Origin of the sequence: Listeria aquatica FSL S10-1188, from assembly GCF_000525795.1 — a bacterium.
GTDB lineage: Bacteria > Bacillota > Bacilli > Lactobacillales > Listeriaceae > Listeria > Listeria aquatica.
This window is the reverse complement of sequence record NZ_AOCG01000012.1, coordinates 63,082-86,737: the sequence shown is the minus strand read 5'-3', so window position 1 is coordinate 86,737 and position 23,656 is coordinate 63,082. Positions and strand designations below refer to the sequence as shown.

General features: G+C 40.9%; 12 protein-coding genes, 7 pseudogenes and 1 other annotated feature. Of the genes and pseudogenes, 1 reads left to right on the top strand and 18 read right to left on the bottom strand.

The features are described 5' to 3' along the window. Positions 1 to 4: 4 nt before the first annotated feature. Both aspS and hisS read right to left on the bottom strand, forming a co-directional pair. A pseudogene (gene aspS, locus MAQA_RS09460) lies at positions 5 to 1,775 on the bottom strand (aspartate--tRNA ligase). After that, positions 1,775 to 3,056, bottom strand: a pseudogene (hisS, locus tag MAQA_RS09455) (histidine--tRNA ligase). The pseudogenes aspS and hisS overlap by 1 nt, the downstream one beginning before the upstream one ends. 72 nt (positions 3,057 to 3,128) lie before the next feature. After that, positions 3,129 to 3,351, bottom strand: a binding site (T-box leader). A gap of 147 nt (positions 3,352 to 3,498) precedes the next feature. On the opposite strand from hisS, the gene MAQA_RS09450 reads away from it, so the two are divergent. Next, positions 3,499 to 4,782 carry an N-acetylmuramoyl-L-alanine amidase family protein gene (locus MAQA_RS09450; protein ID WP_036073412.1) on the top strand — a complete coding sequence of 428 codons (1,284 nt, stop codon included), beginning with the start codon at positions 3,499 to 3,501 and terminating at the stop codon, positions 4,780 to 4,782. Positions 4,783 to 4,836: 54 nt separating this feature from the next. Here the strand turns inward: MAQA_RS09450 and dtd are convergent. The 16 genes and pseudogenes from dtd to recA form a co-directional block, all read right to left on the bottom strand. Next, positions 4,837 to 5,294: pseudogene (gene dtd / locus MAQA_RS13780) on the bottom strand (D-aminoacyl-tRNA deacylase). Positions 5,295 to 5,307: 13 nt separating this feature from the next. After that, a complete protein-coding gene (locus MAQA_RS09435; RefSeq protein WP_036073408.1) occupies positions 5,308 to 7,524 on the bottom strand; it encodes a RelA/SpoT family protein in 2,217 nt (738 codons plus the stop codon). Positions 7,525 to 7,656: 132 nt separating this feature from the next. Further along, positions 7,657 to 8,178: an adenine phosphoribosyltransferase gene (locus MAQA_RS09430; RefSeq protein WP_036073406.1), complete on the bottom strand. Its 522-nt coding sequence runs from the start codon at positions 8,176 to 8,178 to the stop codon at positions 7,657 to 7,659. 28 nt (positions 8,179 to 8,206) lie between these two features. Then, positions 8,207 to 10,518: pseudogene (recJ, locus tag MAQA_RS09425) on the bottom strand (single-stranded-DNA-specific exonuclease RecJ). 26 nt (positions 10,519 to 10,544) lie between these two features. Then, a complete protein-coding gene (locus tag MAQA_RS09420) occupies positions 10,545 to 10,961 on the bottom strand; it encodes a LapA family protein (protein WP_077913593.1) in 417 nt (138 codons plus the stop codon). Positions 10,962 to 11,039: 78 nt separating this feature from the next. Next, positions 11,040 to 13,307 (bottom strand): annotated as a pseudogene (gene secDF, locus MAQA_RS09415) (protein translocase subunit SecDF). Between the two features lie 215 nt (positions 13,308 to 13,522). Beyond that, positions 13,523 to 13,771, bottom strand: a pseudogene (locus tag MAQA_RS09410) (post-transcriptional regulator); the annotation flags it as partial. Positions 13,772 to 13,918: 147 nt separating this feature from the next. Then, entirely contained in the window at positions 13,919 to 14,254 is a 336-nt protein-coding gene (gene yajC, locus MAQA_RS09405; protein WP_036073404.1) for a preprotein translocase subunit YajC, read from the bottom strand. 38 nt (positions 14,255 to 14,292) lie between these two features. Next, positions 14,293 to 15,432, bottom strand: coding sequence for a tRNA guanosine(34) transglycosylase Tgt (gene tgt / locus MAQA_RS09400; RefSeq protein ID WP_036073402.1), 1,140 nt, complete (start codon positions 15,430 to 15,432; stop codon positions 14,293 to 14,295). A 95-nt stretch (positions 15,433 to 15,527) separates the two neighbouring features. Further along, the gene (gene queA, locus MAQA_RS09395; RefSeq protein WP_036073400.1) at positions 15,528 to 16,556 is read right to left on the bottom strand and encodes a tRNA preQ1(34) S-adenosylmethionine ribosyltransferase-isomerase QueA; all 1,029 of its coding nucleotides are present in this window, start codon (positions 16,554 to 16,556) and stop codon (positions 15,528 to 15,530) included. Continuing rightward, the gene (ruvB, locus tag MAQA_RS09390) at positions 16,557 to 17,564 is read right to left on the bottom strand and encodes a Holliday junction branch migration DNA helicase RuvB (protein WP_036073398.1); all 1,008 of its coding nucleotides are present in this window, start codon (positions 17,562 to 17,564) and stop codon (positions 16,557 to 16,559) included. 11 nt (positions 17,565 to 17,575) lie between these two features. Next, positions 17,576 to 18,178 (bottom strand): Holliday junction branch migration protein RuvA, encoded by a 603-nt coding sequence (gene ruvA, locus MAQA_RS09385; RefSeq protein ID WP_036073395.1) that lies wholly within the window; start codon positions 18,176 to 18,178, stop codon positions 17,576 to 17,578. A gap of 170 nt (positions 18,179 to 18,348) precedes the next feature. After that, positions 18,349 to 19,696, bottom strand: a pseudogene (locus MAQA_RS09380) (aldehyde dehydrogenase). A gap of 56 nt (positions 19,697 to 19,752) precedes the next feature. Beyond that, positions 19,753 to 20,478, bottom strand: a complete 726-nt coding sequence (locus MAQA_RS09375; RefSeq protein ID WP_036073392.1) for a YebC/PmpR family DNA-binding transcriptional regulator — start codon at positions 20,476 to 20,478, stop codon at positions 19,753 to 19,755. A gap of 115 nt (positions 20,479 to 20,593) precedes the next feature. Then, a complete protein-coding gene (rny, locus tag MAQA_RS09370) occupies positions 20,594 to 22,156 on the bottom strand; it encodes a ribonuclease Y (RefSeq protein WP_036073389.1) in 1,563 nt (520 codons plus the stop codon). Positions 22,157 to 22,480: 324 nt separating this feature from the next. Continuing rightward, entirely contained in the window at positions 22,481 to 23,530 is a 1,050-nt protein-coding gene (recA, locus tag MAQA_RS09365) for a recombinase RecA (protein ID WP_036073387.1), read from the bottom strand. Positions 23,531 to 23,656: the final 126 nt, after the last annotated feature.

Below are 23,656 nucleotides of genomic sequence, written 5' to 3'. Positions count from 1 at the left end.
TTTATTAAGATTCTTCTTCTACTTCTAAGCCTAATTCTTTTAGCTGTGCATTGCTAACCGTACTAGGTGCTTGAGTAAGGAGATCAACCGCACTCCCCGTTTTAGGGAATGCGATGGTATCACGCAAATTGTTGCTTCCCGCTAAGATCATTACAATTCGATCAAGACCAAGTGCGATCCCGCCGTGAGGAGGAGTACCATATTCGAGCGCATTCATCAAGAACCCAAACTGTGCTTCTGCCTCTTCATCACTGAATCCGAGCGCACGAAGCATTTTTTTGTTGGACCTCTTTTTTGTAAATCCGAAGTGACCCCCCGCCGATTTCGTAACCATTTAAAACAATATCATAAGCTTCCGCCATCGCATCTGCAGGGTTTGACTCTAGTTTTTCAATATCTTCTTCTCGTGGTAGAGTAAATGGATGGTGGGCAGAGACAAATCGCTCTGCTTCGTCATCATATTCGAATAACGGCCAATCCGTTACCCACAAAAAGGCGAGTTCCTTTTCATCATAAAGCTCCATGTCTTTCCCTAGTTTTGTTCGAAGGGCACCAAGTGAAGCCGCTACTGTTTCTTTTGTGTCTGCCGCAAACAACAATAAGTCGCCTGCTTCCGCTTCAAGAACCTGCCGCAACTCGTTTTGCTTCTCAGCATCAAAAAACTTCGCAATCGGTCCTTTTAGTTCTTCTTGCTCTACTTTCATCCAAGCAAGACCTTTTGCCCCATAAGTCGCAACAAATTCACCTAGTGCGTCAATTTCTTTACGCGAATACTTTTCAGCAGCTTGTTTAGCATTAATCGCTTTAACTTCCCCGCCTGCTTCAAGCGCCCCAGTAAAGACTTTAAATGAAACGTCCTTCACAACTTCTGAAACATCTGTAAGTTCTAGCCCAAACCGAACATCTGGTTTATCACTTCCGAAACGTCTCATCGCCTCTTCATAAGTCATTTTTTGGAAAGGTCGAGGAATTTCAATCCCCTTCACTTCTTTTACAACTGCCGTTAGCATAATTTCCGTTATTTCTTGAATTTCTTCTTTACTCAAGAAGCTTGTCTCTAGGTCCACTTGCGTAAATTCAGGTTGACGATCACCTCGAAGATCTTCATCTCGGAAACAACGGACAATTTGATAATACTTATCAAATCCGGCCGTCATCAGTAACTGTTTCAAAATTTGCGGTGATTGAGGTAATGCATAAAAACTACCTGGATAGATCCGACTAGGAACTAAATAATCACGTGCACCTTCTGGCGTACTCTTCGTCAAATAAGGCGTTTCAATATCATAAAACCCTAATTCATTCAGTTTTTCACGAAATACACGGGTAACATGATGACGCATTTTAAAAATAGCCGTCATTTCTGGGCGTCTAAGATCTAAATAACGATATTTAAGTCGCAGTTCGTCGGAAACATTTATTCCATCTTCAATGTAGAAAGGAGGAGTTTTCGAGCGATTTAAAATCGTCACTTCACTTGCAAGAACTTCAATCTTCCCTGTTTTAAGCTTGTCATTAACCGCTTCTTCACGTCTTAATGCCACTTCTCCTTTAACCGAAATGACGAATTCAGAGCGGATCTCTTCTGCAACTGAGAGCGCTTCACTAGAAAGCTCAGGATTGAAAACGACTTGAACAATCCCCTCGCGATCCCGTAAATCGATAAAAATGAGTCCTCCTAAATCACGGCGTTTTTGTACCCAACCATGCAGGGTAACGATTTCACCTTGATTTTTTTCAGTTAGTTCTCCACAATAAGTCGTTCTTTTTTCCATTATTTGTCCCCCTCAGCTTGTTCTTCAAGCGTTGTAATTAATTCAGTTTCAGTAACGAGGAACTGCTCACCCGTAGCCATATTTTTCAAGCTATATTCGCCTGTTCGAATTTCGTCTTCACCGATGATTACTGTATATCTTGCTTTCTTGCGATCCGCATCTTTAAGTTGTGCTTTTAATTTCCGTTTTTGGTAATCTTTTTCGGCACTTATATCGTGATTTCGAAGCGTGCTAACTAGTTGAACAACTTTTTCATCTGCTTCCTCTTGTGCGGAAATCACATAACAAATGAGCGGGTTCGATTCCGGGATCTCTACTTGAGCTTTTTGAAGCGCAAGCAAGACACGTTCAACACCCATCCCAAAACCAATCCCTGGTGTATCTGGTCCATCAAATTCTTGCACAAGACCGTGATAACGACCGCCACCGCAAAGCGTTGTCTTAGCACCAAAGCCTTCTTCATCACTCATAATTTCAAATGTAGTGTGATTATAGTAGTCTAATCCCCTTACAAGCGTCGGATCCACTGTATAAGAAATCCCAATCGTATCGAGAAATTCTTTTACCTTTGAAAAGTATTCCTCAGACTCTTCATTTAAAAAGTCCAAAATAGAAGGAGCGCTTTTCACAAGCGGATGTTCATGATCCGTTTTGCAATCAAGGATCCGAAGCGGATTTTTATAAAGTCGTGCTTGGCAATCTGAGCAAAATTCATCAATTTGTGGTTCAAAATGTGCAATTAACGCTTCTCGGTGTTTTAAGCGACTTTCTTTATCTCCTAGGCTATTAATGACAAGAGAAATGTTTTTCAGGCCAATTGAGCGGAAAAAAATTCATAGCAAGTGAAATCACTTCTGCATCAATGGACGGGTCATCGCTCCCAATTGCTTCAAGGCCCATTTGTGTGAATTGACGCTGCCTTCCACCTTGTGGGCGCTCGTAGCGGAACATAGGACCATTATAATAAAGTTTTATGGGTTGGTTTACTTCACCAAACATTTTATGTTCAACAAAAGAACGAACAACTGAAGCAGTTCCTTCAGGACGTAGTGTTAGACTTCTTCCTTTTTTATCTTGAAAAGTATACATTTCTTTTGTCACGATATCCGTTGAATCACCCACGCCACGCTCAAAAAGTTCGGTATGTTCAAAAATTGGTGTTCGAATTTCGCTATAACGATAAGTTTCGCAAATCGAACGAAATTTATTTTCTAAAAAGTGCCAACTGCCAATCTCATTTGGTAAAATGTCTCTTGTTCCGCGAGGTAATTGAATTTCCATGGTTGTTTCCTCCTTAGTTCAATCTAATTTTATTCAAACATATAAAAACTCCCGCCCCTTGTCATTTAACTAACAAGGGACGAGAGAGAAATTCACCCGTGGTACCACCCTAATTGGAATCCTAGATTCCCACTTTTCCATAACGCTGGATTCGCGTTTCAGTCTACTTTACATCCTTCGACTGAAACCTCAGAAGTGTCTTTCCATAACCTTTCACCACAGATTTCTTTCAGCCAAATGAAATCCTCTCTTTTCTGGGAGTGAAGCTTGTACTTTTCTTCGTCACTGGTCAGTATATGAATTATTTTTAGATTACTAGAAAACGGCAAGAAAGTCAATATCAGCCAAGTTTTTTCTAAAAAGTAGTTTAAGGTTTCACACAAACGCATTTTATGGTAACATTTGAATGAGTTAACTTTTACTTTGGGGGTGTTTCGATTTCGTGCGAAAGAATTTCATATTGATTTCGATTTTATCGACAGCACTCATTGCAGCTGGAATTTTAGTGACCTTTGCAATGGCCCATGCCAATTCGGTCAGCGTCGAAGCTGACGTTGTCAACGTTCGGAGCGGCCCTGGTCTTGCCTATGATGTCACAAGTCAGGTTCGGAAAAATGATGTGCTTCAGGTAATCGGAGAAGAAAATAAATGGTATAAAGTTCGTCTTGAGGACGGAAATAGCGGCTGGGTAGCGAGCTGGCTCGTTAAGAATACATCAGTTAGTGCTGCAAGTAACAGTATCGCCGTAGTTTCTTCTGAAGGTGGATTAAATGTAAGAGAAAAACCGAGTACCGACAGTGCCGTGCTTGGCATGTTAAATACAAATGACCAAGTCAACGTTGTAAGTGAACAAAATGGTTGGGCTCAAATTCAATACCAAGGTCGAAACGCTTGGGTAAGTTCAGATTACATAACGATTCGAAACTCTACGACAAAAAGCGCTTCAAAAGACCTGCAAAGCATTTCGATTCGTGAAAACGAAACGAATATTCGCAATAAGCCAGATCTAAGCGGCAGCGTTCTTGAAAAAGCTGATTCTGGGGAAACTTATGAAATCGAAGGCGTTCAAGGCGATTGGTATCAAGTCAAAACTTCAAATGGAAGTACCGGATACGTGGCGAACTGGGTTGTTGATATTTCTTCTGGAGGAGAGACGCCACAAAAATCAAAAACAACAAAACTTTCGGAAGCAACTATTGTTCTCGATCCGGGACACGGTGGGAATGATCCAGGTGCAAAAGGCGATAAGGGAACCGTTGAAAAAAGCGCAACCTTAAAAACTGCTAAAGCAATTCGTTCCAAGCTTGAAAGTGCTGGTGCTAAAGTTGTGATGACACGAAACAAAGATGAATATGTTTCGCTTCGCGATCGCAATAAAACCGCTGCAAAAAATCAGGCTGATGTCTTTATTAGCATCCACTTTGATAGCGTTGAAGATAGCGCTGATGGAAGTGTTAGCGGACAAACCACTTATTATTACAAAAAACGCGATAAAGAACTGGCGAATACGATAAACGATAGTTTAGGTGATGCGTTATCTATTTCTAACCGGGGTGCACGAGTTGGTGATTACTATGTAGTACGTGAAAACGAACAACCTGCTCTCCTTCTTGAACTTGGCTATCTTAGCTCACGTCAAGATGAAGATCGAATCAATTCAAGCTCTTACCGCAATCAAATTGCAGATGCTGTAACAGAAGGTTTAGCCAATTACTTTACCAACTAAAACTAAAAAAAAGTAGCGCTTCTCATAAGCGCTACTTTTTTTTGTATCTATATATTATTTAGCAAGTTCATCCGAATCGAGCATAATGGTAACAGGGCCATCATTTGTAATCGTGACTTGCATCGAAGCACCAAAAACCCCAGTTTCCACATTTAAGCCAAGTTCTTGTTCAAGTTTTTCATTAAAGAGTTGATAAAGTGCCTCTGCTTCATTTCCAGGCGCTGAATCTGTAAAACTCGGTCGCCTTCCCTTTCGAACATCGGCATAAAGCGTAAACTGAGAAACACTTAAAATGCCAGCACCAACATCTAGAAGTGATAGATTCATTTTCTCATTTTCGTCTTCAAAAATACGCAATCCAGCAATTTTTTTTCACCAATACATCAATTTCTTTTTCTTGTATCTGTATGAGTGAATCCAACTAGCAGACAAAGGCCGAATGGGATTTCCCCTGTAATTTCACCATCAATCGTAACACTTGCTGATTTCGTTCGCTGAAGTAAGACACGCATTTTATCTCCTCCTTTAATTCATCAATCTTCGTACCGTATAAACATCAGGAATTTGTTTGATTTTATCGACTACCCGTTGCAGGTGGGCGATATTATGAATTTGAAGTGTCAAAACAAGAGTCGCCATTTTATTTTGATCTACCTTGGCGTTAACCCCATTGATATTCGACGTCAAGCTATTCACAACTTGCAAAATATCGTTTAATAAGCCACTCCGGTTATAGCCAAATACTTCAATATCAACATTATAATCCGTTTTTGATTTTTCATCAGCATCTTCCCACTCTACGTCAATCAAACGATCTGTTTCCGTAGACTGGACATTTGGACAGTCTTTCCTGTGAATAGAAATTCCCCGTCCTTTTGTAATATAGCCGACAATTTGATCACCTGGAACTGGATTACAACAACGAGATAATCGAATTAATAAATTCCCAACGCCCTGAACCACAACCCCTGCATTGTGTTTAATTTTAAGTTTCTCATTGTTTTGCTCTGCTGAGTTATTCTTTTGCTCCGCCTGTGTTAATAGTTTTTCTGTTTGTTCTTCTTGCTCTCGCTCTTTCCGTTCTTTTTCCGAAAGGCGATTCGCAACTTGGAGCGCTGTAATGCCGTTATATCCAACAGCAGCAAACAAATCGTCTTCCTGAGCAAAATTCAATTTGTCGATAATGCGTTTCATATTTTCTTGCGTCATAAATTTCTTCGGTTCATAATCCATTTGCCGAAGTTCTTTTTCAACCATGTCACGGCCTTTTTCGATATTCTCTTCTTTATCTTGGCGTTTAAAGAACTGACGGATTTTGTTTCGCGCTTGTGAAGTTTGAACAAGTTTGAGCCAGTCACGACTTGGTCCATAGGAATGTTTGGACGTCAAAATATCAATGATATCGCCTGTTTTTAATTTATAATCAAGCGTCACGATTTTCCCGTTTACTTTCGCACCAATCGTTTTATTTCCAATTTCCGTATGAATTCGATAAGCAAAATCAAGTGGCACAGAACCATTTGGAAGCTCAAACACATCGCCTTTTGGAGTGAAAACATAAACCACATCGGAAAACAAATCTAGTTTGAGCGATTCCATAAATTCTTCCGCATTATCTGACTCATTTTGATATTCAAGAATTTCACGGAACCACGTCATTTTGTTATCGAAAGAAGTTTTAGAATTCACGACTTTGCCTTCTTTATAAGCCCAGTGCGCAGCAACCCCGTACTCTGCAATTTGATGCATTTCCTGCGTTCTAATTTGCACTTCAAGTGGCTCACCTTGTGGTCCAATAACTGTCGTATGAAGCGATTGATACATATTTGATTTTGGCATAGCAATGTAATCTTTAAAACGCCCAGGCATCGGTTTCCATCTCGTATGAATCACACCAAGGACGGCATAACAATCTTTGATGCTACTGACGAGAATTCGAACAGCCAATAAGTCATAGATTTCATTAAACTGTTTATGTTGTTCTGACATTTTTCGATAAATGGAATAAATATGTTTTGGACGCCCTGAAATATCCGCTTCAATATGCAATTCTTTTAAATTTTCTTCCACCCCGTCAATCACATCTTGTAAATAGCGTTCCCGCTCACCACGTTTTTGCTTCATCAAATGAACAATCCGGTAATATTGTTGCGGATTTAAATAGCGCAGTGCCGTGTCTTCAAGCTCCCACTTAACACGACTGATCCCAAGCCTATGAGCAAGTGGAGCAAAGATTTCAAGTGTTTCTGTCGCAATTCGGCGCTGCTTTTCAACTGGCAAATGTTTTAACGTCCGCATGTTATGCAAACGGTCCGCAAGTTTGATTAAAATGACACGAATGTCTTGCGCCATCGCAATAAACATCTTCCGGTGATTTTCTGCTTGTTGTTCTTCATGCGATTTATATTTAATTTTCCCGAGTTTAGTCACCCCGTCGACAAGCATCGCTACTTCCTCACCAAAAGCCTCACGCAAATCATCAAGTGTCACCTCCGTATCTTCCACAACATCATGCAAAAAACCAGAAGCAACCGTTTGTGGATCCATATGAAGCTCGACTAAAATACCGGCGACTTGTACCGGATGAATAATATAAGGCTCCCCTGATTTACGAAACTGTTCGCTATGTGCATCACGGGCAAATTTATAGGCTTTTTCAACTATAGAAAGATGTTCCTGATTCATATAGTGAGAAGCCATTTCAATCACTTGTTCAGCCGTTAAATTTTGATCTTTCGCCATTTTTATCCACCCCTTTTGTTCAGCCAGAAAAGATTCTTGCTTTCATTATACACGACTAAATATTCTTTAGAAAGCAGTTTTAAAGTCTGATAAAGAAAAAACCACTTTCTAAACGAAAATGGTTTTCTTTCTTTAAAAATCCATCAAAATTAAACGATCATAACCATTTAATTTTTCATGCCCATGAAGTTCTGTTAATTCAATCAAGAAGGCACAACCGGCAACTACGCCACCAAGTTTTTCAACTAGCTTAATCGTCGCTTCAATCGTTCCACCAGTTGCAAGCAAATCATCCGTGATCAGCACTCGTTGCCCCGGCTTAATCGCATCTTTGTGCATCGTAAGTGTATTCGTCCCGTATTCAAGCGCATATTCCATCTCAATCGTTTCGCGAGGTAATTTTCCAGGCTTGCGAACAGGAGCAAAGCCGATGCCAAGTGCATAAGCGACTGGACACCCAATGATAAAGCCACGCGCTTCAGGTCCAACAATCAAATCAACTTCTAGTTTTTCCGCATATTTCACGATTTGATCAGTCGCAAATTTATAAGCTTCTCCATCATTCATAAGTGGTGTAATATCTTTAAAGACAATGCCTTCTTTTGGCCAGTCCTCAACAATCGCCACATAATTTTTCAGTTCATTTAAGTCCATGTTTGGTTTCCTCCAAGTTTTAGAGCTATTACTCCATGATCTGCTTCATCCAATTGAGTAAATCTGAATAACTGGCGTAAAGCAGTTTTTGTCGTGTTTCCAGTTCGCGTTCTTTCCGCTGATACAGTTCCGCTTCCTCTAAGTTTCGTTTCCCTGCTGTTTCTTGAAGCGTCATCACATCACCTTCCATTTTAACAAAATTCAGTTCAAAAAACACGCCTGACATAAACTCAATTTGTTGTTTGCTCCATCCAAATTTTCGGGTCAATGCTTCTTCATACTGACTTAGCGAAAATGGTTGGAATTTTTTAATGAGTCCGTAAAGCGAAGCGAATGCTTTTCTGTCAGGCAAGCGATCCATCTCATTATTTTCTCCAGAATTAAAATGAAAGTAAATTTTTTCTGGCTGAATTTCCTGCACTATACGTTCAAGCTGACCCACTTCTTGTGGAATATCAGCAAAAATGACTTCCTCAGATTTGGGTAGTAAAGACGGGTCAACTGAATCACTAAACGCAACCACCGTTTCTTCCAAATTCGCAAGCGCTTGTTTACTTGACTCTTCAAAACAGATAAAAATACGCTCACTTTTTTTTCTCGCGAAGTAATTGATTCCATTCCGTGCGGTTCCGGACATCAAACACTTGCCAGTGCGCAACAGAAAGGTCCACAAGACGTAGCTGCGGCTTTCGCACATTATTCCACTCATTAACCGAAAGTTCCCCGACAACATCCACTTCCGCAGCCGGAGAAAGCTCAGACACAAGGTGACCGATGTTAAATCCAACCGCATCTAATGAAACTCCATCTTTTTTCAAGAAGGTTTTTAAGATGCGTCTTATCCGCTCCAATTTGCTTCGTCCCCTCAAGATGCACACCTGCAAATTTGAATAGCGGTTTGGGGTTCCCAGTTCCAAACGGTGCCATTTGTTCCACCATTTGAATGAAAGATAAACTAGCTGTTTCAAGTGAAATAGTATCTTCAATAAGAAGCGCCGGCTTCAAATCTTCTTGAGAAAGCTTGGCGGCTTGCTTTTCCATATTTTCCGTAAACTCAAGGATTGCATCCACACGTAGCGTCAGTCCAGCAGCCATCGGATGCCCTCCAAATGCTTCTAAAAGGTCGCGGTTTTGATCAAGCTCTTGATAAAGGTGAAAAGCCGGAACACTTCGTCCCGAACCTTTGGCAAGTCCAGTTTCTTCATCAATTGCAAGACAAATCGTTGGCCTTCCAAATTTCTCAACGAGACGCGAAGCAACAATTCCCAAAACCCCCGCGTTCCAGCCCTTAGCAGACACAACAATCATGCTTGGCATTTTCACCATCTCTTCAACCATTTGAGAAGCCTGTTTTGTCATATCTTGAACGAGTGCACGGCGCTCTTTGTTCGCTTCATCAATCAATTGCGCGAGTTCATCTGCTTCTTCGTCCATCTGCGCAAGAAGGAGTTCACAAGCTGGATCTGCATCTCCTAGCCTTCCCACCGCGTTTAGTCGAGGCGCGAGGCTAAAACCAATCGTTTCCTCAGTCGCTTCATGTAACTTAGCTCCTGCCTTTTTAGCAAGAGACTGTAGTCCAAGATTCGGAGTGCTCCGAAGAACTTGAAGTCCTTTTTGAACAAGTAACCGGTTCTCATCAGTTAATGAAACAAGATCTGCGACCGTTCCAACCGCAACAAGGTCAAGTAACTCTTCAGGCTCTTCGCCAAGCAGTGCGTGCGATAACTTATAGCTAACCCCCACTCCCGCTAGATCATGAAAAGGATACTCTGAAAGCGGGTGGCGCGGATGAATCACAGCGACGGCTTTCGGAAGGGTTTCTCTTTTTTCGTGGTGATCAGTCACAATCACATCCAAATCGATTTCTTTTGCAAAGTCCATGACATCAAGCGCCGCAATTCCGTTATCCACTGTGATTAAAAGGTCATATCCTTGATTTTTAATCATTTGAAAGGCCTCTTTATTAGGTCCATATCCTTCTGTGAAACGGTTGGGAATATAAAAATCGACTTGAGCACCTAATTTTTCAAGCGACTTAAATAAAACGGCAATGCTTGTCACACCGTCTGCATCATAGTCCCCATAGATCATTATTTTTTCATTTTGATGAATAGCTTGTTTAATTCGTTCCACTGCAATATCCATTTCTTTCAGTAAAAATGGATCGTAGGCAGAAAATTTATCTGGATGGAAAAATTTATCTAGCTGCCCTTTTGTTGTAACTTTTCGCTTCGAGAGCATTTCTGCGAGAACAGGCGAAACGCCCAACTCTTCGGCAAGTAAGGCTATTTTATCTTTCGCGATTTCTTCTGTTTTCCAAATGTATTTTGAATGAATCACAATCGTTCCACCTTTCAACCCTCCTATTATACCGAACTTTCCCTTATTTTGACAGCAGAATTTCTTTTATAAGGAAACAAAAAAAGCCAAACCCTTACAGGGTTGGCTTTTTTTGTTTCTTCTTTCGTTTCTTTTTTATCCCCAACGTCAATCGTTGACTTTTTGCCATGCATAGCTTCGGCCGCTGCAAGTTTGCGAGATAGCTCCGTATTTTCTTCTTTCAAATGTTTGATTTGTTTATTTCCGCTTCGTACCTTAGCAATATTCAAGAAGAAAATGATCAAGCAACCAATTAAAACTGATCCCAAAATAACTAATACAAGTGGCCACTCAGCCTTGGCAAATAAGAAATTCACCTGGACTGAATCCACATTGATCACCGCAAAAATCGCGATAAACAGCACTAACAATATTCCCAAAATAACTTGCCACTGGTTTTTCATATGACTCCATCCCCCAAAACAATAAATTTGAAAAGCGAAAGCCGAAAAATATTTTTCGGCTTTTCACTTTACACTATTCTATACCACAGGTTGACCTGGGTTACGCTTTTTTCTTTTTTCTTCACATTTTGAATCGGACCTTTTTTCTTCACTTGATGTGATTTAAAGACGTACCAAAGTTGCATTGCCATGAAGATCGAAGAGAACACACTCGATACCAGTCCAACAAGAAGCGCGATCGAGAAGTTCAAAATTGATTCGCTTCCGAAAAGTACTAAAGCAAGCACCGTGAAAATGACAGTCAAGATTGTATTAATTGACCGTGTAAAGGTTTGTCTTAGACCATGATTCACAGCGAAAGCGACATCGTCTTTCGTCTTGTAGGTCTTCATTTTTCTACCAATATCGCGAATCCGGTCAGCGGTCACGATCGTATCATTGATAGAATACCCGATAACCGTAAGCACGGCGGCAATGAAGGTGATATCAACCTCCAGCCTGAAAATACTGAAGAAGATGAAAATCACGAAAGCATCAAATAGCAAGGAAAGAATAGCAGCAATTCCCATATAGAATTCGAAACGAATCGCAATGTAAATCACAATTAAGATGGATGCAATAGCAAGTGCATACAAGCCATTTTTAGCTAATTCTTTTCCGACAGTTGGTGTTACCGTGCTAATGCTTGGTTCATGTTTATACTTGTCATCAAAATGCGTTTTAAATTTCGCAATTTCCGACTGGCTTAGCGCCCCTTTAAATGACACAACAGCCGTCGTCGAATTCTTACCTTGGAACACAATATCATCTGAAGGCATCTTAATTTCATTTAAGTCCTTCTTGATTTGTTGTTCCGTTAGTTTCGAATCCGAAGTCACTTCAGCACGTGTACCACTCGCAAAATCAATTCCAAGGTTCAATTTGAATACACTTAAAATGATAATGCCCGCAATCGTAATTGCCGCAAAAATACCAAGGAACATCCGGTGATTCTTGACAAAATCGAACCGGTCAAAATGCGTTTTCAAATCATAGGTGCTAACGCCGTCGTGTAAGTTATGAATATCTCTTGGATTCACGGTAAAGAGACGTGGTTTATTGTTTAAAACATTGCTCTTAACAAGCAGTCCCAGTAGGACACGCGAACCCCAAACAGCTGTTAAGAAGCTGACAAGAATACTGATGATCAGTACCGTTGCAAATCCTTTTACTGAGCTTGTTCCAAAATAGAACAAGACAACTGCAACGAGTAGTGTTGAGATATTTCCATCAAAGATCGCACGGAAGGCTTCTTTTCCGCCGACTTCAAAGGCCGCTTTTGTCGACCTTCCGACTTTAAGCTCTTCCTTGATCCGCTCGTAGGTGATGACGTTCGCATCGACCGCCATCCCAATCCCGAGAATCAGCCCGGCAATACCCGGGAGCGTAAGCGTCGCATTTAAGAGCGCCAGAATCAAAAGTACGATATACGTATAAGCTGTTAATGTAATACAAGCGATGATACCAGGAATACGGTAAACAACGAGCATAAAGATAAAGATCGCTGCAACCCCGATAATTCCCGCAAGAATTGTTTGATTAAGCGCATCTTGACCAAACTGAGCACCAACGGAAGTGGAGTACACTTCTTTCATCTTAACTGGTAGTGCCCCAGAATTTAACAAGTTCGCTAAATCTTTTGCTTCTTTTGTTGTAAAGTTTCCTTCTATTTGTACATTGTTATCGTCAATCACTTTGCTGACATTTGGTGCGGACAAGTAAGCTGGATCTTTTTTTCGTTTTTTCTTCTTCATATTTCTGTCCTTTTTTCCAGTCCAACCAAATAACCAGTTGATTATTTGGTGCTTCACCAAGAATATCTTTTGTTACTTTCGCGAATTTATCCGCACTTTTTAGTTTTAAAGTAACAATTGGTTGGTTAGTGTCCGTGAAAGCTTGTTTTGCTCCACCAGGAACAAGATCAGACCCATCAAGCATCAATTTGTCTTTCGCATCTCTAAACGATAATTCCGCTGTTGTCGAAAGCATTTTTCTGGCTTGGTTTTGGTCTGTAACTCCCGCAAGCTGAACGCGAATGCGGTTATTTCCTTCAATTGTGATAACCGGTTCAGCAACACCAATGCTGTTAATCCGGCGATCGAGTGCACTTACAGTATCGGTAAGTGTTTCTTTTGTGACTTTACCTTTTCCACTCGCAGGTTCGACTTGATATAAAACTTCAAAACCACCCTGGAGATCGAGTCCTAAATTAATTTTGTCGAGCACCATTTTCGTTGTTCCAATGACGACACCGAAAATAATGGCGACGATTAGGAAAAAGGTAATCAACTTGCTCTTTTTAACCATTTTTGCTTTTTTCCTCCCTCATCAAAACCATTAACACTGCACGCAGGCGATACTTACTTTTCTTCTGTTGTATCCTCTATTTTGCTTTCTTCTTGATACTGTTCTTTAGATTCGTCTTCAACAGAAAAAGAATCTTGAACGGAATCCCGTTCTTCATGCGCTTCGGCTTCATTCGTATTTTGAAGAACTTCCTCTACAAGTGCTTGATCAAGTGTGTGCGTATTTTCTTCTGGTCTTTTTGATTCCTTTGTAATAAATTCCATTAATTGTCCAATGTTCATTTGCATAATATCATTCACGCGCTCATGCAAATTCGGAGAAGGCTTCTCGACCCACTTCACATCGGTCAGGAAATCCCAAATGTGTTCCGGTTTAATTTCCCGGTAGCCCAAGAGATGAAAGTCCTTAACTCTAATGGAGATGGCTGGCGTTAATAAATCATACCATTCTTCAAGTGTTTTCATTTTACTCCCCTCCCACTTTACAATCAACTATCCTTATTCTATCTAAAACTCGGCTAAATGAAAAGTGGAAATGCAAAAATACCACTAAATTGACACATTTAAATACAAAAAAAACCGCTCCAATAGACTTGAGAGCGGTTGATTTTTTTATTTATTTTCTTCTTTTGCGTCTTCAGAAACTTCTTCTGTAGCTTTTGGTGCAGCAGGTTCTGCAGCAACTGTACTTCCTTTTTCAAGAACCGTACGAATCGCATTGCGATCAAATGTTAATTTGGCATTCCCGCATTTCAAGATGACGATACCCTCTTCAATTGCATCGACAACCCCATGTAAACCACCAATTGTGATGATTTTGTCTCCCTTAGAAAGACTGTTTTGCATATTCGCAACTTCTTTTTGACGCTTTTGTTGTGGTCTGATAAGTAAGAAGTAGAACAAAACAATCATCAAGATAATTGGAAGAAATGTTAATAAACCGTTCAAAGACTTTCAGCTCCTCTCAAGATATCCAAATAAATTTATTAAAAATTTTTCGCATTCGGACCATTAAATCCGTATTGCTCAAAAAATTCTTCACGAAATTCAAGTAATGCATCTTCACGGATGGCATTTCGAACCTTTTCCATCAAGTTTAACAGAAAATAAAGATTATGATAAGTTGTAAGCCTTATTCCAAAAGTTTCATCACAACGAATCAAGTGACGAATATAAGCCCGCGAATAATGGCGACAAGTGTAGCAATCACAATTTTCATCAAGCGGTCCGAAATCGTGCGCAAACTTAGCATTTTTAATGACTAGTCGACCATTAGAAGTCATACACGTTCCATTTCGAGCAATTCGCGTTGGTAAAACACAGTCAAACATATCAATCCCACGAATCACACCATCAATTAGTGAATCTGGAGATCCAACACCCATCAAATAACGAGGCTTGCCGCTTGGAAGCAGTGGCGTCGTGTATTCTAGAACTTGATTCATCACATCTTTAGGTTCCCCGACTGAAAGTCCTCCAATGGAGTATCCCGGGAAATCAAGTGAAACAAGCTCTTTAGCACTTTGTGTGCGTAAATCCTCATAAGCGCCACCTTGAACTATTCCAAATAGCCCTTGCGTCTCAGGCTTCATGTGTGCCTTAAGACCGCGCTCAGCCCATCTAGATGTTCGTTCAACAGAGCGTTTCATATAGTCATGCGTAGCTGGATACGGTGGACATTCATCAAAACTCATCATAATATCGGCACCAAGCGAATTCTGAATTTGAATCGCTTTCTCCGGAGATAAAAATAATTTGTCTCCGTTTAAATGATTCCTAAAATGCACGCCTTCTTCTTTGATATCACGCATGTCACTTAAACTAAAAACTTGAAAGCCACCAGAATCAGTCAAAATAGGTTGATCCCAGTTCATAAAGCGGTGTAACCCACCCGCTTCTTCCACAAGCTTTTCACCTGGACGAAGCCAGAGATGATACGTATTACTTAAGATTACTCCAGCACCCATTTGTTTCAACTCTTCAGGAGACATCGTTTTCACAGTAGCTTGTGTCCCAACAGGCATAAACATTGGTGTTTCAAACGTGCCGTGCGGCGTATGTAGCTTTCCTAAACGCGCACCCGTCTTCTTATCCGTTTTAATTAATTCATAAGAAATTGCAGCCATTTCAAACCTCTTTCTGTTTTACTCTACTGAATAGCATAACGAAAAAAAAAGAGAGAACTCAAGCCTTTTCAGAAAAAAATCCTCTTTTCTCTTCCTTAATGAATAAACATGGCATCACCGAAACTAAAGAAACGGTATCGTTCACTTACAGCATGTGCATAAGCTTTTAAAATAATTTCTCGTGATGCAAGCGCAGAAACAAGCATGATTAAAGTAGATTTAGGCAGATGGAAATTCGTAATTAAGGCATCTACAGCTTTAAATGTATACCCCGGCGAAATAAAAATATCCGTCCAGCCCGAATCAGCTTGAAGACGCCCATCAAATTTTGATGCAATCGTTTCAAGTGTGCGAATCGAAGTCGTTCCAACTGCAACAATTCGACCCCCATTTTGTTTCACTTCATTTAAAATAGCAGCTGTTTCTTCCGTTAAGCGATAAAATTCCGAATGCATCTTATGATTTTCGGTATCCTCAACGTCGACAGGACGAAAGGTTCCAAGCCCCACGTGAAGTGTTAAAAAACAAACTTTGACACCTTTCGCTTTAATTTCATCCAACAACTCCTCAGTAAAATGCAGTCCAGCAGTGGGAGCCGCAGCCGAGCCATTTTCTTTTGCATAGACCGTTTGATAGCGATCTCCATCCTCTAGTTGCTCTTTAATATATGGCGGAAGTGGCATTTCCCCAAGTTGTTCCAAGATTTCATAAAAAATCCCTTGATAATGAAACTCTAAAATTCGTCCACCGTGTTCTAATTCTTCGAGACAAACCGCTTCAAGTTCACCATCCCCAAACCTAATCTTCGCTCCCTTGCGAATTCGCTTAGCAGGTTTCACGAGCGTTTCCCAAGCATTTCCTTCTTGCTGCTTGAGCAAGAGCACTTCAATATGAGCTCCTGTTTCTTCTTTAATCCCGTGTAACCGTGCTGGTAAAACTCTCGTATCATTTAACACAAGCGCGTCACCTGTGTGTAATTCCGAAACAATGGCTTTAAAGGTGTCATCTTTTAATTCGCCGGTTTCTTTATCCACAAGCATTAAGCGACTTGCAGTTCGGTCAAGCAGTGGAGTTTGCGCAATCAATTCCTCAGGCAAGTCAAAATCAAAATCTTCTACTTTCATCTATTCAGCACCCTTTTCTTCCATTCCTAAATGTTTATAAGCAAGCGACGTTGCTAGTCGTCCACGCGGCGTTCGCTGTAAAAAACCGATTTGAAGTAAATAAGGTTCATGCATGTCTTCAATCGTTTCTCGTTCCTCACCAATACTCGCAGAAATCGTATCAAGCCCAACAGGCCCCCCGCGAAAAGAACGAATAATCGTTTCAAGCAACCTCTGGTCAATCGTATCAAGCCCGCGCGGATCCACCCGAAGAAGTGTCAAGGCTTCCTCTGCAATTGCAAAATCAACAAGACCGTTTCCTTTTACTTGGGCAAAATCTCGGACACGCTTTAACAGCCGATTAGCAATACGCGGGGTTCCCCGTGACCGTCTTGCAATTTCAAGCGCCCCGCCATGATTAATTTCTGTCGACAAAATCTTGGCTGTACGAACCACAATATCCTCAAGCTGATTTTCTGTATAAAATTCCAGATGATCCACGACGCCAAAACGATCGCGGAGCGGCGCAGAAAGCTGACCTGCACGCGTTGTCGCTCCAATTAGTGTAAATGGTGGCAAATCCAGTCGGACAGATTTAGCAGTGGGTCCTGTCCCGATCACGATATCTAAACAATAGTCTTCCATGGCAGGGTAAAGGATTTCTTCAACCGCTTTTGAAAGTCGATGAATTTCATCAATGAATAAAACATCGCCTGGTTCTAGAGCTGTTAAAATCGTAGCAAGGTCTCCTGGCCGTTCAATTGCCGGCCCACTTGTCGTTCTAATATTTGTTCCAAGTTCATTTGCAATCACCATCGCAAGAGTCGTTTTCCCAAGTCCAGGAGGTCCATAAAGAAGCACATGATCTAAGGCTTCCTCACGTTGCCTAGCAGCTTCAATAAAAATCGCCAAGTTTTGTTTGACTTTATCTTGACCGATATATTCAGTAAGAAGTTGTGGCCTTAGGCTCGTTTCAAACGAAATCTCTTCCTGATTCACATTTTCTGACGAAACAATCCGATCTTCCACTTTTTAGCCTCCTAACTGGTCATCAAGCGAAGCGCAAGTTTAATCGCTTCATCGCTTGAGAGTTTTTCTTCTTTCAATTTTGGTAGCACTTTCTTAAGCTCCCGGTCACTATAACCAAGCGCCTGGAGCGCAAGCAAAGCTTCTTCAAGTTCTGGCGAAAGCCCGTCCGTTAGTTCTTGCTTCACCGGTTCGATATGAATTTCGTTTACCGCTACATCACCCAGTTTTCCTTTTAAATCGAGGATGATTTGCCTTGCCGTTTTCTTACCAACACTTGGGAATTTCGTTAAGAAAACATCATCTTCCGCTTCAATCGCAGAAATTAGTTTGGCCGCATCTCCTGAAGCAACGATCGCAAGCGCACTTTTCGGGCCAATGCCAGAAACACTTAATAGCTTTTTAAATAAAAACCGCTCCTCAAGCGTTTTAAAGCCAAACAGCGTTAAACTATCTTCTCGTACATTTTGATACAAATAAACCTTTGTTTCCTTACCTTCAAGCGCAGAGAAGGAAAACGGATTCCCCGTAATGATGCTATAACCAATCTGCCCTGCCTCTACGACAATATACTCAGGCGTTACCGCCGTAATAGTTCCCTTAATATAATCGTACACATGATTTCGTCCCTTCTAAAGTACCGTTAAAAACAATAATAGCACAAGTCGAACATTCGTGCTACTTTCGCAAGAACCCGCAAGCTCCCTTCCGCTACTTAAAGCCCTTAAACGGTTTCACCTTTTCATTGTACAAAAAAGCGAGCGCCCCGCGCAAGAACCCCATTTTCTCATTTGAAAATCAGACGTAAAAATTTCCCTCGCCACTTTGAACTAGGATATCGAAATCCAAAATCTAACCAATTAGGTTGCCTCAGAACACTTTTTTGATGAGAAAACGTTTCAAAACTCTGGTATCCATGGTAACTTCCCATGCCGCTCGCACCCACACCACCAAATGGTAAATAAGGCGTGGAAATTTGCATCAGCGTATCGTTCACACAAACACTACCAGATGACGTTTCAAATAACACCTTTCGTTCTAATTCACGATTTTTCGTGAATAAATAAAGCGCTAAAGGTTTCGGACGTTCCTTAATAAACCGAAGAACATCCTCTAGATTTTGATACGAATAAAGAGGCAAAATTGGACCAAAAATTTCCTCTTGCATGACAGAACTATCCGGATCAGGATTTTCCAACAGAAATGGAGCCATTTTTAGTGTCTGCTCATCCATTTGAATCCCATCTACGTAACTTCGAAGCCGCTTAAAATGAGCCTGATTAACAATCCGCCCATAGTTCTTATTTTCAAGCGGATTTTCCCCATAAAGTTCGCGAATGGCTATGATAAGTTCTTGCTTAAACTGGTCATAAACTTGTTGATCCACAAATGCGTAATCAGGGGCAATACACGTCTGCCCAGCATTCAACCATTTTCCAAAAGCCACACGTTTTGCTGCGAGCTTTAAATCCGCATCTTTTGAAACAATCAGCGGGCTCTTCCCACCAAGTTCAAGTGTTACTGGCATAAGCTGCTCGGCTACTTGCCCCATGATGAGCTTACCAACACGACTCGAACCCGTAAAAAAAACAATAGTCAAACGGCTCCTGTAAAAGCTTAGTGGTTTGAAGAGCATCTCCTAAAACCACCGCGATAATCTCTTCACGAAACTTAGATAATACTTGAAAAAGCATATCCGATGTTTTCGGAGCAAGCTCAGAAGGCTTTAAAACCACAGTATTGCCACTCGCGATAGCTCCGATTAGCGGCGTTAACGCAAGTTGATAGGGATAATTCCAAGGTGAAATCACAAGCACAGCCCCGTAAGGTTCATGGATGGTCCACGCTTTCGAAGCAAGATGGGTCATTGCAGTCTTCACAGATTTCGCTTTCATCCATTTTTTCAAGTGACGCTTCATAAACCGAATTTCTTCATAAACAATGCCAATTTCCGTCATAAAAGCTTCGTCAGCACTTTTGCCAAGGTCTGCCTCTAACGCTTCTAAAAAATGCGCCTCATTTTTCTTTAACAGCCCTTCAAGCAGCCGAAGCGTTTCCAAACGATGCTCAAGCGTCTTCGTAGCATTTCCTGCAAAATATTCTTTTTGTCTCCGCACAATTTCCGAATATTCCATTTCGCCAGCCCTCCATCTAAAAACGCCTTACTTGTAAATAAGCAAGGCGCTTTTTATTATCCTTCTTTTGCATTCGTATACACTTCTTGCACATCGTCATCATCCAAAAGCGCATCCATCATCTTTTCAAATTGAGCTTCCTTACCTTCAGGAACTTCATTATAAACAGAAGGAATCATACTCAATTCCGCTGCAGCAAATTCGTACCCATCCTCACTCAAAGCATCCTTAACACTCGTAAAATCTGCAGGTTCCGTATAAACTTCAAAAGCTTCTGCACTACTCTCTACATCAGATGCACCAGCTTCAATAGCTTGGAGCATAAAATCATCTTCAGTTACATCTAACCCTTCACGCTCTATAACAAGATAGCCCTTCCGCTCAAACATGTAAGCGACGCTCCCAGTTTCGCCAAGACTTCCACCATTTTTATTAAAAGCAACTCGTACATTGGTTGCCGTTCTATTTTTATTATCCGTAAGCGCGTGCACAAGGACAGCAATTCCTCCTGGTCCGTATCCTTCATAAGAAACCTCATCATAATTTTCAGCATCATTATTTCCAGCTGCTTTTTGAATAGCACGTTTCACATTATCATTAGGCATATTAGCAGCTTTTGCTTTATCAACAACAAGTCGGAGTGCCGGATTCAAGCTTGGGTCCGGACCGCTTTTTGCTGCCATGTAAATTTCTTTTGCTAACTTTTGAAAAACCTTAGCTCGCTTTGAATCTTGAGCATTTTTTCTACCTTGAATGTTTTTCCATTTTGAATGTCCTGCCATAACCTGTCACCACTCCTTTTCTAATAAAAGTGTAACTGAAATAAGTAGGAATCGCAAGGTCCTGGTTTTCACACAAAGAAAAACCCGCGAAATAAAATTCGCGGGTAACTACTTCTTATTTTGCGTATTCAACAGCTCTCGTTTCACGAATAACCGTTACTTTGATGTGACCAGGGTAATCCAGCTCCTCTTCAATACGCTTCCGAATATCTCTCGCTAAGCGGTACGAAGCAAGATCATCAATCTCATCGGGTTCAACCATAATCCGTACTTCACGACCAGCTTGAATCGCATAAGATTTTTCGACGCCCTCATAGGACTCTGAAATTTCTTCTAGTTTTTCTAGTCGTCTGATATAGTTTTCAAGCGTTTCACTACGCGCACCAGGCCGAGCCGCAGAAAGTGCATCTGCAGCAGCAACTAAAACAGCGATAACAGAAGTTGGTTCTGTATCCCCATGGTGGGAAGCAATACTATTAATCACTACTTCATTTTCTTTGTATTTTGTAGCGAGTTCCACACCAATTTCAACGTGACTGCCTTCAATTTCATGGTCAATTGCCTTCCCAATATCATGCAAAAGACCTGCTCGTTTTGCAAGTGTCACATCTTCGCCAAGTTCTCCTGCGAGTATTCCTGCAAGTTTTGCCACTTCTAGTGAGTGGTTTAAGACATTTTGTCCGTAACTTGTACGATAGCGCAAACGGCCAAGAATTTTTATCAGATCAGGGTGCAGCGAGTGGATGCCCACTTCAAATGTTGCTTGCTCTCCAACTTCGCGGATATGCTCATCAACTTCTTTACGAGCCTTGTCAACCATTTCTTCAATTCTCGCTGGGTGAATCCGTCCATCTTGCACTAATTTTTCGAGCGCAATCCGAGCAATTTCCCGGCGGATTGGATCAAATCCAGAAAGAATAACGGCTTCAGGCGTATCATCAATGATCAAATCAATCCCCGTAAGCGTTTCAAGCGTCCGAATGTTACGTCCTTCGCGACCAATGATTCTTCCTTTCATTTCATCGTTTGGAAGAGTAACAACTGACACGGTCGTTTCAGCAACATGATCGGCTGCACAACGTTGGATGGCAAGTGATAGAATATTTTTCGCCTTTTTGTCCGCTTCCTCTTTCGCCTTGTTTTCTGATTCTTTCACCATGATTGCTGTATCATGAGAAAGCTCCTCTTCAACTTGGTTAAGGATGATATTTTTTGCTTCATCTTTCGAAAGTGCGGAAATGCGTTCCAATTCATCTTGCCCTTTTTGAATCATCTCGTCAATTTTGCTTTCCTTCTCTTCAATATGTTGTTGTCGTTTACTGATATTCTCCTCTTTTTTCTCAAGTGTAGCTTCTCTTTTACTTAAAGAAGTATCTTTACGGTCGAGGTTTTCCTCCCTTTGTAATAAGCGATTTTCTTGTTTTTGTAACTCTCCTCTTCGCTCACGAAGTTCATTTTCGATTTCAGTACGTACTCGATGACTCTCTTCTTTTGCTTCAAGCATCGCTTCCTTTTTAATTGTTTCTGCTTCTTTCTTTGCATCCTCAACAATGAGTTCAGCGGTGCCACGTGAAGCCACTAACTTCTTTTCAGAACTAGCTTTATAAATCAAAGAGCCCACAACTAAACCGACGATAAAGAAAAGCAAGCCGGAGATGATAGCGACTGTGATAACCATCCTTACACCTCCTTTGCTATTCAATTTTTTGTCATTATTATGTCGGTAGCCAAATAAATGGCACAAGTGTATTTTCCATCATTAATCAGAGCAATCGTGCTACTCTGACTACTACTAAAAAACGTTTTAAAAGGTCTTTTTTGTTTTTCAGCAATGTAAAATATACAATTCAATTCTATCGGTGTTCCAAGCGATTGTCAAGAAAAGGCTCGTGTTTTCCTTATAGAAAATCCCGTCTTAGAATCAAGAAAAAAAACGCTCTCTTAAAAGTTGGATTTCACTCCACTTTCAAGAAAACGATTTTTCTATCTAACCTTATCTTTTTTATTCATCTTCAAGTAAGTTAAACTCGTCTGTTTCATCTGGTGTATCAACATCTTCAAGTTTCGTATCAATTTCATAAACCTCACGAACTCGTTTAGAAATCTCTTCGCGAATTTCCGGATGATCCTTCAAATATTGCTTCGCGTTTTCGCGACCTTGGCCAATCCGCTCTTCATTATAAGAATACCACGAACCGCTCTTATTGATGACATCCACTTCAGCTGCCATATCAACAAGTTCACCTTCACGAGAAATCCCTTCTCCGTACATGATATCCACTTCAGCCACACGGAATGGCGGCGCCACTTTATTTTTTACCACTTTGATTTTTGTTTTGTTCCCCATCACTTCAGTACCTTGCTTTAGCTGCTCTGCACGACGAACTTCAAGACGAACTGTCGAATAGAATTTAAGTGCACGACCACCAGGTGTTGTTTCGGGGTTACCGAACATCACGCCGACTTTTTCACGAATTTGGTTAATAAAAATCGCGATTGTTTTGGACTTATTAATAACTCCAGATAATTTGCGCAAAGCTTGAGACATTAAACGGGCTTGCAACCCAACATGCGCATCACCCATTTCACCTTCAATTTCTGCTCGTGGTACAAGTGCTGCAACAGAGTCAATAACTAGGATATCAATCGCACCACTTCGGACAAGCGCTTCTGCAATTTCAAGGGCTTGTTCCCCTGTATCTGGTTGCGAAAGTAGCAACTCATCAATATCCACTCCCAAGTTTTTCGCATAAGTTGGGTCAAGGGCATGCTCAGCATCAATGAAAGCTGCTGTACCGCCTTGTTTTTGTACTTCTGCTATTGCATGAAGCGCAACTGTTGTTTTACCAGAACTTTCTGGACCGTAAGTTTCAATAATACGGCCACGTGGATATCCCCCTACGCCAAGGGCAATATCTAATGCTAACGAACCACTTGATATGGTCGATATATTTTGATCGCTATGTTCCCCTAATTTCATGACGGAACCTTTACCAAATTGTTTTTCAATCGATTTTAAAGCTTGATCTAAAGCCGCTTGACGATCGTTCACGTTATTTCCTCCTTCATTACCTACTACAGTTTATGCAGGTAGTAAATAATTCTCTTTTTTCATCTCTAAAAATACTATATCTTATTCGAAATAAATAATCAAGCAAAAAGCGAATAAATGTTCGTA